At 66.0% G+C, this 10,120-nt stretch carries 10 protein-coding genes; all 10 read left to right on the top strand.

Going from position 1 to position 10,120, the window contains the following annotated elements; translation table 11 throughout:
* On the top strand, window positions 1-932 hold a 932-nt coding region (locus FJ311_14465), incomplete at its 5' end, for a nucleotide sugar dehydrogenase (GenBank protein ID MBM3952642.1).
* A gap of 3 nt (window positions 933-935) precedes the next feature.
* The gene (locus FJ311_14460) at window positions 936-2,051 is read left to right on the top strand and encodes a UDP-N-acetylglucosamine 2-epimerase (non-hydrolyzing) (protein MBM3952641.1); all 1,116 of its coding nucleotides are present in this window, start codon (window positions 936-938) and stop codon (window positions 2,049-2,051) included.
* Window positions 2,052-2,054: 3 nt separating this feature from the next.
* Entirely contained in the window at window positions 2,055-2,801 is a 747-nt protein-coding gene (locus FJ311_14455; protein MBM3952640.1) for a glycosyltransferase family 2 protein, read from the top strand.
* A 97-nt stretch (window positions 2,802-2,898) separates the two neighbouring features.
* Window positions 2,899-3,618 (top strand): glycosyltransferase family 2 protein, encoded by a 720-nt coding sequence (locus FJ311_14450; GenBank protein MBM3952639.1) that lies wholly within the window; start codon window positions 2,899-2,901, stop codon window positions 3,616-3,618.
* Window positions 3,615-4,091, top strand: a complete 477-nt coding sequence (locus FJ311_14445) for a hypothetical protein (GenBank protein MBM3952638.1) — start codon at window positions 3,615-3,617, stop codon at window positions 4,089-4,091. The genes FJ311_14450 and FJ311_14445 overlap by 4 nt, the downstream gene beginning before the upstream one ends.
* Window positions 4,088-5,362 carry a class I SAM-dependent methyltransferase gene (locus tag FJ311_14440; GenBank protein ID MBM3952637.1) on the top strand — a complete coding sequence of 425 codons (1,275 nt, stop codon included), beginning with the start codon at window positions 4,088-4,090 and terminating at the stop codon, window positions 5,360-5,362. The genes FJ311_14445 and FJ311_14440 overlap by 4 nt, the downstream gene beginning before the upstream one ends.
* A complete protein-coding gene (locus tag FJ311_14435; GenBank protein MBM3952636.1) occupies window positions 5,359-6,420 on the top strand; it encodes an NAD-dependent epimerase/dehydratase family protein in 1,062 nt (353 codons plus the stop codon). The genes FJ311_14440 and FJ311_14435 overlap by 4 nt, the downstream gene beginning before the upstream one ends.
* On the top strand, window positions 6,417-7,403 hold the full coding sequence (locus FJ311_14430) for a Gfo/Idh/MocA family oxidoreductase (protein MBM3952635.1): 987 nt from the start codon (window positions 6,417-6,419) through the stop codon (window positions 7,401-7,403). The genes FJ311_14435 and FJ311_14430 overlap by 4 nt, the downstream gene beginning before the upstream one ends.
* Window positions 7,400-8,128: a class I SAM-dependent methyltransferase gene (locus FJ311_14425; GenBank protein ID MBM3952634.1), complete on the top strand. Its 729-nt coding sequence runs from the start codon at window positions 7,400-7,402 to the stop codon at window positions 8,126-8,128. Before FJ311_14430 ends, FJ311_14425 begins: the two co-directional genes overlap by 4 nt.
* A 2-nt stretch (window positions 8,129-8,130) precedes the next feature.
* A complete protein-coding gene (gene asnB / locus FJ311_14420; protein MBM3952633.1) occupies window positions 8,131-9,987 on the top strand; it encodes an asparagine synthase (glutamine-hydrolyzing) in 1,857 nt (618 codons plus the stop codon).
* Window positions 9,988-10,120 lie beyond the last annotated feature (133 nt).

The raw sequence follows: 10,120 nt of genomic DNA, 5'->3' as shown, positions 1-10,120 counted from the left end.
CGACCGTTTTTCCCGGGGCGACCGAGGACGTGTGCGCGCCGTTGCTGGCCAAAACTTCGGGCCTGACGGCGGGCCGCGATTTCGCCGTCGGCTACAGTCCGGAACGCATCAATCCCGGCGACCGCGAACATCGCTTCGAAACTATCGCCAAGGTGGTCGCCGCCGGGGACGCCGCAACCCTCGACACCATCGCCCGGGTCTACGGTTCGGTCGTCAAGGCGGGGATTTTCCGCGCCGCCAGCATCAAGGCGGCGGAAGCCGCCAAGGTTCTCGAAAATACCCAGCGCGACCTCAACATCGCGCTGATGAATGAACTGGCCATCATCTGTCACCGCCTCGGCCTCGATACCGGCGACGTGCTCGACGCGGCCGGAACCAAATGGAATTTCCTCAAGTTCTCCCCCGGACTGGTCGGCGGCCATTGCATCGGGGTCGATCCCTATTACCTGACCCACAAGGCCGAGCAACTCGGCTTTCATCCTCAGGTTATTCTCGCCGGCCGCTACACCAACGACAGCATGGGCCGTTTCGTTGCCCGCGAGACGATCCGCCATTTGATGAAGAACGGCCGCACGGGCCCGCTCGCGGTCAACGTCCTCGGCATCACGTTCAAGGAGGATGTGCCCGACTTCCGCAACAGCAAGGTCGTCGATTTGGTGCGCGAGCTTGTTTCATTCGGGGTGCGGGTCGCCGTCGCCGATCCGTGCGCCGACGCCGTCGCGGTGGAGAAGGAATTCGGCATCCGGCTTATGCCCGTCGAGTCATTCGCTCCCGCGGAAGCTGCAATCCTCGCCGTGCCGCATGCTGCCTACCGCACGGGCGGCTGGTCCCTGGTCGCGCCGCTGGTCAAGCCGGGCGGTCTGGTCTACGACGTGCGCCGGTGCCTCGATCGGAAGGCCAAGCCCGCGCCGATCGAATTGATGCGCCTTTAGCCGATGCCTCTGCTCGTCCACATCGTGGTCGCCGCCCGGCCCAATTTCATGAAGGCGGCGCCACTCCATCGCGAACTCGTCGCCCGCGGTTGGTGCCGGCCGGTCCTGGTGCATACCGGCCAGCATTACGACGCCGGAATGTCGGAGGTGTTCTTCCGCGATCTCGGCATGCCCGAACCCGATCACAATCTGGGCGTCGGCAGCGGCAGCCACGCCGAGCAAACCGCGGGCGTCATGGTCGCCTACGAAAAGCTGTGCCTCGGCGAGCGGCCCGATTGGACCGTGGTGGTGGGCGACGTCAACTCGACGATGGCGGCGACCATCGCCGCCAAGAAACTCCTGATCCCGGTCGCCCATCTCGAAGCCGGCCTCAGAAGCTTCGACCGAACCATGCCCGAGGAAATCAACCGCCTCGTCACCGACGCGCTCGCCGATCTGTTGTGGACCCCGTCGCCGGACGCCGATGCCAACCTCCGGCGGGAGGGCGTCGCGCCCGACAAGGTCGTGCGCGTCGGCAATATCATGATCGATGCCTTCGAGTTGCACCGCTCCCGCATCGAAGCGGCGAAGATACCGGACAGGCTCGGAGTCCGGCCCGGCGGTTACGCCGTCGTCACGCTCCATCGCCCGAGCAACGTCGATGGGTGCGAGGCGCTCGCCGCGATCGTCGAAACCCTGCGTGCCGTGGCGCGCGATCTCGTCGTGGCGTTTCCGCTCCACCCCCGTACCCGCAAGCAACTCGAGGCGTTCGGGTTGCTCGAACGTCTCGCCGCCGATCCGCGGGTCGTTCTCGCCGAGCCGATGGGCTACGTCGAATTCATGAGCCTGGTCCGTGGGGCGGCGTGCGCGATCACCGATTCCGGCGGCGTGCAGGAGGAAACCACCTATCTCGGCATCCCGTGCCTGACGTTGCGCACGACCACCGAACGCCCGGTTACCGTGAGCGAAGGGACCAACCGTTTGGTTACCGTCGCCGACCTTCCGGCCCAGGTGAAGGCGGTCCTGGCCGGCGAATGGCCCAGGGGACGCAAGCCCGAGATGTGGGACGGCCGCACCGCCGGCCGGGTCGCCGACAGTCTCGCCCGGTTCGCCGGCGTCCGACCGATGGTCTCAATTTAGTCCATGTACAAATCCCGCCGTGTTCTTTTGATTGCTCCGGCATTCAACGAAGAAGCCAAAATCGGCGAGGTTGTTCGCCGCACCCCGCGCGACATCGTCGACACGATTCTGGTGGTCGACGACTGTTCGACCGATCGCACCGCCGACGTCGCGCGCGCGCTAGGAGCCGAAGTATTGGTCAACGATCGTCGGTGGGGTGTGGGTTATACCATCCGCCGTGGTTACAGGCTTGCGCAAGCCAACGGGTTCGACATCGTCGTCGTCATCGCCGGCAACAATAAGGACAGTCCGGAGGAAATCGCCCGTCTACTCGATCCGATCTGCGACGGCAAATGCGATTTCGTCATGGGATCGCGCTACTTGCCGGGCGGCGTCGCCGGCGGCGACATGCCGCTCTATCGCAAATTCGCCACCCGACTGCATCCATTTCTTGTCGGCTTGATCACGGGCCGGTGGATAACCGAGAGCACTAACGGCTATCGGGCAATGAAAGTGTCCGTGCTGAACGATCCCCGCCTCGACCTCGATCAAGTCTGGCTCGACCACTACCAATTGGAAATGTACATTTTCATGAAATTGATTAAGCTCGGCTACCGCATGACCGAAGTGCCGGTGAGCAAGATTTACCCTCCCCGACAGATCGGCAATACCAAGATGGTCCCGATCATCGATTGGTGGAAAATGCTGGCGCCGATCTTCATCGTCGGCTTCGGTTTTGGCGACGGCGGCCGGCGGCACGAACGCCGTTAACCGTACGCCATTTACCTTGGCTCCTTCGGGGAATACCGCCCTCGGGGCGACGGGTGTCGCCTTGACGGGTCGCGCCCCTCCCTTTACCAACGGCGGCATGGTTTCGGTTTCCGTCATCATTCCCGCCTTCAACGAGCGCGCCACCATCCTCGAAATCCTGCGGGCGGTGCGGGCGCAGGCGATCGAGGACGTCCGCTTCGAGGTCATTGTCATCGACGACGGTTCCACCGACGGCACCGGCGACCTGGTCGCGGCGCGTCCCGATCTTTGCGACCGTTTGATCCGCGCATCCCACCAGGGCAAGGGTGGCGCGGTGCTCGCCGGCTTGCGCGCGGCGAGCGGCGACTACGTGCTGTTCCAGGACGCCGATCTCGAATACGACCCCGCCGACTACGCGCGTCTGATGGAGCCCGTGCTGCGTTTCGGCGCAGATTTGGTGATGGGCAGCCGTGTGCTGGCGCCGCGCTACATCCGGGTTTTTTATTTCTGGCATCTGGTCGGCAACCGACTGTTGACCTTGATCTTCAACGTGCTCAACAACACCACGTTCACCGACATCTATTCGTGCTATCTTCTCTACCGACGCGAACTGATCGACCCCGATCGCCTGGCGCGCATGGGTTGGGACCAGCACGCGGAAATTCTCTCTCGCGCGGTGGCCCGCGCCAAGACCATGTACGAAGTCCCGATCAGCTACCACGGCCGCACCTACGCCGAAGGCAAGAAGATTCGCGCCTATCACGCCCTGGCCGTCGTGCGCGCCATCGTGGTCGACCGCATCGCCCGCCTGTTGAGCCCGCCGGAGCCCCGCCCATGAGCCGCAAACCCGATCCGCCCGCGATTCCGCCCGTGACCAAAGACGAAATGAAGCGATGGCCGAAAAAGCCGATCGTGCGGCTGGAAAAGCCGTTCGTCGACGTGCGCGGCCTGATCCAGCCGCTGGTCGATCTCGACATGAAAAGCGCGGTGCTGATCGAATCGACCAAGGGTTCGCTCCGCGCCAACCATTATCACCTGACCGACTGGCATTACTGCTACGTGCTGGAAGGCCGCATGGAGTATTTCCATCGGTCCCACGGCAATTCCGGCAAGCCGGAAATGCTGGTGGTGGAGGAAGGCCACATGGTCTTCACGCCCCCCATGGTCGACCACGCCATGCGCTTTCCCAAGGACACCGTCTTCCTCACGCTTTCGCGCAATCCCCGCGACCAGGCGAGCTACGAGGCCGACGTACGGCGCGTCGAGCTGATTTCCCCGGAAGGACTCAAGGCGTGGAAACCCGGCGATTGACACCCGCGCCCGGGCCGACGGCGACCGACGCGCCGGTTCGTCGGCGGGACGATTGCCGCCTGTGCGGCTCCCGCCGCCTGACCCTGGTGCTCGCGCTCACGCCCACGCCGCCCGCCAACGCCTTCGTGCCGGCGGGCGACCGAAACAAGCCGCAGGCCTGCTTTCCGCTCGACGTCTTTTTTTGCGAGGATTGCGGCCACGTGCAGCTGCTCGACGTGGTCGATCCCCGCATCCTGTTCGAGAACTATGTCTACGTTTCCGGCACGTCGCCGGTGTTCGTCCGCCATTTCGAAAGCTACGCCGGCGCGGTTCTCGACCGGTTCCGCCCGGCGCCCGGCGGACTCGTTGTCGATATCGGTTCCAACGACGGCACCTTGCTCGAGTTTTTCCGCAAACGCGGCATGAAGGTTCTCGGCGTCGACCCGGCGCGCGACATCGCGTCCGCCGCAACCGCGCGCGGCATCGAGACGCGGCCCGATTTCTTCACGCCCGAGCTGGCGGCGCGTATCCGCGCCGAGCGCGGACCGGCGGCGATTGTCACCGCCAACAATGTATTCGCCCATGCCGACGATCTGGCCGGCGTGCTCGAGGGCGTGCGCTCCTTGCTCGCTTCCAACGGCGTGTTCGTATTCGAGGTGTCGTATCTGGTCGATGTATTCGAAAAAACCTTGTTCGACACGATCTATCACGAACATCTCGCCTATCATTCCGTGGCGCCGCTCCTGCGCTTTTTCGCGGCGCACGGGATGGAGCTGTTCGCGGCCGAGAGGGTCGAATCGCACGGCGGCTCGCTCCGCGGGTTCGCCCAGTTGGCGGGCGGGTCGCATCGCTCCGACGGCTCGATCGAGATCCTGACGCGGCTCGAACGGTCCCTCGGCCTCGACCGGGCGGCGACCCTCGCCGCTTTCGGCCGCAAGATCGATGCGGTGCGCGACTCTTTGCGCGCGCTGTTGCTCGGCCTCAAGGCCCAGGGCAAGCGCGTCGCCGGCTTCGGCGCCCCGGCCAAGGCGACGACGTTGATGTACCACTTCGGCCTCGGCCTTGACCTGATCGAGTTCATCGCCGACGACAGCCCCCTGAAACAAGGCCTCTACACTCCCGGCCTGCACGTTCCGGTGCTGGCCGCCGACGCCATTTACCAAAAACGGCCCGATTATCTCCTGATCCTCGCTTGGAACTTCGCGCGGCCGATCATGAATAAACATGCCCGCTTTGCCGACGAGGGCGGACGGTTTATCGTTCCGCTTCCGACCGTCGAGGTGCTCCCGTGACCGAGTTCCTGCTCAAATCCGACATCGCCGAAATCGCCGAGCGCCTCAAGGCCGAGGCTCAGTCCTTCGCCGGCAAGACCGTGCTGCTCACCGGCGCACGCGGTTTTCTCGGCCGCTATTTCATGGACATATTCGCCCGCCTCAATGCCGGTATTCTGAAAAACCCCGTTCGGGTGATCACCCTCGACAACATGATCACCGCCGGCAAGGAGGGCGCCTCGGTGCCCGACTATCCCCACGTGCAATTCATCCGTCACGACGTGATCGAACCGTTTCCGTGGAACGAGCCGCTGCACTACGTCATCCACGCCGCCGGCATCGCCAGCCCGTTTTACTATCGCGCCTACCCGCTCGAGACGCTCGAGGTCGCGATCCGCGGCACCCGCAACATGCTGGAACTCGCCCATCGCCACCAGGCCCGGTTCACATTTTTCTCGTCGAGCGAAATCTACGGCGACCCCGACCCCAAGCACGTGCCGATGGCCGAAAGCTACCGCGGCAACGTCGCCTGCCAGGGCCCGCGCGCCTGCTACGACGAGAGCAAACGGGTCGGCGAGACCCTGTGTTACATCTTTCACGAAAAGCACGGCGTCGCCACCAACGCCATTCGCCCGTTCAACGTGTTCGGGCCCGGCATGCAGGAAACCGATTACCGGGTCATGCCCAACTTCGCGAGCCGCATCAAGGCGGGAAAGCCGCTCAACGTATATGGCTCGGGACGGCAGACGCGGACGTTTTGCTACGTCACCGACGCCATGGTCGGATTCCTACTGGTGATCCTCAAGGGCGTGCCGGGCGAAGCCTACAATATCGGCTCCCCGGAACCGGAAATCTCGATGCTCGATCTCGTCCGCCGCATCGAGAAAGTGCTGGGCAAATCGGTCGCGCACAACGTCATCGAGTATCCCGACAGCTACCCCGCCGACGAACCGAACCGGCGCAGCCCCGATATCCGCAAGGCCCGCCTGCAGCTCGGTTACACCCCCATGGTCGATTTGGACGAGGGGCTTCGGCGATTCTTCGCCTGGAGCGATTCCAACTACACCGGGCAGGTATGAGCCGGAAGGAGCGCGTCGTCCGGCTCGGCCTCGTCGGCGCCGGCGCTTGGGGACGGAAGCTGATCGCCGCGATCGGGCGGCGTCCCGGCATCGACCTCCGGGCCGTCGCCAGCCGCAATCCGGCGACCCGCTCCCTCGTTCCCGAAAAATGCGCCATTCACGAAGATTGGCGCGCGCTCACGCGCGATGCCGCGATCGAGGGCGTCGTGATCGCGACGCCGCCGGCGCTCCACGCCGAAATCGCGATCGCCTGCCTCGCCGCCGGCAAGGCGGTGCTCGTGGAAAAGCCGCTCGCCCTCGATGCCGCGTCGGCCGAATCGGTTCTTGCCCAAGCGAACAAGGCCGGCGTTGTCGCCATGACCGACCACGTCCATTTGTTCCATCCGGCCTATGACGAACTGAAACGACGGCTTCCCGCGCTTTCCCCCGTTCACGGGCTTCGCGCCCGCGGCGGGCGCCGGGGCCCGTTTCGCGCCGAGGTGTCGGTGCTGTGGGATTGGGGACCGCACGACGTCGCGTACGCGCTCGATCTGCTTGGGCTCGAGCCGAAGCGCGTGCGCGCCGAAGTACGCCAACGGCGGAGTATGCCCGAGGGGGCCGGTGAAATCCTGGCGCTTCGCCTGCATTACGACGACGGCGCGACCGCCGAACTCGAGTTCGGCAACTTGTACGATTCGCCCGTGCGCGAATTGATCGTCCGTTGCGAAGACAGCGATGTCGTGCTCGACGAATATGCCGCGACCCCGCTCGTCCGCCTGCCCCGGCGCGAAACCGAAGGCTGCCTGCCCGAGGAAAACGTCGCCGAAGGCCGGGCCGAAATCATCCCCGTCGTCGGCGACCCGCCGTTGGACCGCGCCCTTGCCGCATTCGCCGACAGGATCCGTGCCGGCCGGCCCGATGTCGTCCACCTGATTCTCGGCGCCGCGGTGACCAAGGTGCTGGCGCGCGCCGAGCATGCCCTCAAGCTCGGAAAACCCGCGTGACCGCGCCCGCCGTTCCCGCCGACGCCTACGCCGGCCACGATCTCGAAATCCTTTCCGGGATGACCCATTATTATTCCTGGATCGCGGATCATTTTGCGCCCTTCGTTCGCGGCGCGGCGGTCGAATACGGAGCCGGCACCGGCAACATTTCCGTCAAGCTGCGCCCGCTCGTCGACCGGTTCGATCTGGTCGAACCCTCGCCTCGTCTTCTTCCCATCTTGCGCGACCGGTTCCGAGGCGATGATGCCGTAGCGGTGTTCGATGCGAACCTCGAGGCCCACGTCGCGTCGGTGCCCGCCGATTCCTACGATTGCGCCGTTTTGGTGAACGTGCTCGAACACATCGCCGATGACGCCCAGGCGCTCGACGAGTTGTTTCGCGCCCTGCGGCCCGACGGCTCGTTGCTTCTGTTCGTGCCCGCGTTGCCGTTCCTGTTCAGCCGCCTCGATTCGTTTTACGGCCATTACCGGCGTTACCGGCGCGGCGCGCTCGCCCGCCTGGTCGGCGAAGCCGGCTTCGAGGTGCGCGAAGCGCGGTATCTCGATCTCCTCGGCGTTGTCCCGTGGTGGCTGCTCAACACGGTGGGGGGAACCGTAACCTTCAACCCCGCGCTGGTTCGACTGTATGATCGGTTCGGGGTGCCGCTCACGCGCGCGATCGAGCGCACGCTCGGCGCGCCTCCCATCGGCAAGAATGTCCTTTTGATCGCCCGGAAGCCCTCCTAGCCATGTGCGGACTCGCCGGATCGACCGCCTTGCCCGACGGCTTTCTCGCCCGCGCCCGCCGCCTGTTGCGCCATCGCGGCCCGGACGGCGACGGCGAATGGCGCGAGCCCGGCGGCGGGTTCGGTTTCGCCCATACCCGGCTCGCGGTGATCGACTTGAGCCCGGCGGCGGCGCAACCGATGACGTCGGATTGCGGGCGTTATGTCATCGTTTTCAACGGCGAAATCTACAATTTCCGCGCCTTGCGGGCCGAACTGGAGGCCCGCGGCGGCCGTTTTCGCAGCGACAGCGACACCGAAGTTCTGCTCGCGTTGCTGAAGAGCGAGGGCACGGCCGGGCTCGCGCGCGCCGTCGGCATGTTCGCGTTCGCGCTTTGGGACAAGGAGCGGCGCGAGTTGCTGCTCGCGCGCGACCGGCTCGGAATCAAGCCGCTCGTGTACGCGCCGCTCGACGGCGGCGGGGTTGCGTTTGCTTCGGAAATTCGCGCGCTCAAGGAACATCCGGGGGTCGATTTCGGCGTCGACGGCGAGGCGCTCTCCGCCTACCTCGCGTGCCTGTACGTTCCCGCGCCGCGCACCATTCATCGCGGGATCCGCAAGCTGCCGCCGGGCCATTTCCTGCGCTGGCGCGACGGCCGCAGCGAACTCGCCGCTTATTGGCGGCCCCATGTGGCGGGTCGCCGCGACATGGCGCCCGACGAGGCGGCCGAGGAAATCCTGCCGCTGCTGCGCCAGGCGGTTTCGGGGTGCATGATCGCCGACGTCCCGGTCGGCTGCTTTCTGTCGGGCGGGCTCGACAGTTCCGTCGTCGCCGCGCTGATGGCCGAGGAAGCCCGCCGCCTGGGCGCGCCGCCGCCCCGCACGTTCACCATGACGTTTCCCGAGGCGGCTTACGACGAGCGCCAAGCGGCGGCGCGCGTCGCCCAACACATTGGCAGCCGACACGCGGAACTTCCCGCCGACCCCGCCCCGGCGATATCGACCGAGGCGTTGGCGTCGGCTTTTGGTGAACCGTTCGGCAATCCGACGGCGCTGTTGGTTTCGGCGTTGAGCCGGAGCGCCCGCGCCCACGTCACCGTCGCCCTGGTCGGCGACGGCGGCGACGAGGTATTCGCGGGCTATCCCCGCTATCTCGGCGGCCGCTGGGCGCAAACCTATCGGCGGCTGCCGGCGTGGCTGCGCGAGGGCATCGTCGTGCCGCTCGCCGAGCGCATTCCGGAAAGCCGCCGAGGACTTCACGCGCTTCGCCGCGCGCGCGAGTTCCTGACCGGCGCCGGCCGCCCCGACCCCGAGATGTACGCGGGCTGGGTCGAATATTTCACGCCCGATGAACGCCGCCGCCTGCTCGGATCGCCGACGGCACCGTCGCGTCCGATCGCCGATATATATGCCGCGTCGCCGTCGTCCGACCCGCTCGACGCCATGCAGCAAACCGATTTGCTGTCGTTCCTGCCCGGCAACCTGTTGGCATACGGCGACGCCATGAGCATGGCCCATTCCCTCGAGCTGCGCTTGCCGCTACTCGACCACCGCGTCATCGAGGCGATGAGCGAACTGTCCCCGAACGCGCGGGTTCGCGGCGGACTCAAGGCGGTTCTCCGCGCCGTCGCCCGGCGGCTGCTGCCGGTCGAGATCGCGCGCGCGGGCAAGCGCGGCTTCAACCCGCCCATGGGCGTGTGGCTCCAAGGCGCGCTCAAGGACACGATCGCCGAGCGTCTGACGCCGGGATCGGTCGCGGCGATGGGTCTTGCCTGGGAACCCGTCGCCGATCTTCTCGCCGAACACGCGCGCGGCCGCCGCGACATCGCCCTCAAGGTTTGGGCCCTGCTCGCGCTCGACGGCTGGCGGCGCGGCGCCTAAGGTCCCGAACCCGGCGCCGCGGAGGGACGCTTTCTGTTCCGACGCGGCCTGATACACTCCGGCCGATGTCCTGGACGACCCACATGGCCGTGTTCGTGATGCTGCACGTCGCCGCCTTCGCCGGCGCGGGGCT

The sequence above is a fragment of the Rhodospirillales bacterium genome, assembly GCA_016872535.1.
Lineage (GTDB): Bacteria > Pseudomonadota > Alphaproteobacteria > Rhodospirillales > 2-12-FULL-67-15 > 2-12-FULL-67-15.
The sequence above is the reverse complement of the archived record's forward strand: the minus strand, read 5'-3'. Positions and strand labels throughout refer to the sequence as shown.

Excerpts from the sequence above, each read along its gene's own strand:
- FJ311_14460 (MBM3952641.1), top strand. The coding sequence starts at position 936 with ATGCCTCTGCTCGTCCACATCGTGGTCGCCGCCCGGCCCAATTTCATG.
- FJ311_14455 (MBM3952640.1), top strand. The coding sequence starts at position 2,055 with ATGTACAAATCCCGCCGTGTTCTTTTGATTGCTCCGGCATTCAACGAA.
- FJ311_14450 (MBM3952639.1), top strand. The coding sequence starts at position 2,899 with ATGGTTTCGGTTTCCGTCATCATTCCCGCCTTCAACGAGCGCGCCACC.
- FJ311_14445 (MBM3952638.1), top strand. The coding sequence starts at position 3,615 with ATGAGCCGCAAACCCGATCCGCCCGCGATTCCGCCCGTGACCAAAGAC.
- FJ311_14430 (MBM3952635.1), top strand. The coding sequence starts at position 6,417 with ATGAGCCGGAAGGAGCGCGTCGTCCGGCTCGGCCTCGTCGGCGCCGGC.
- asnB (MBM3952633.1), top strand. The coding sequence starts at position 8,131 with ATGTGCGGACTCGCCGGATCGACCGCCTTGCCCGACGGCTTTCTCGCC.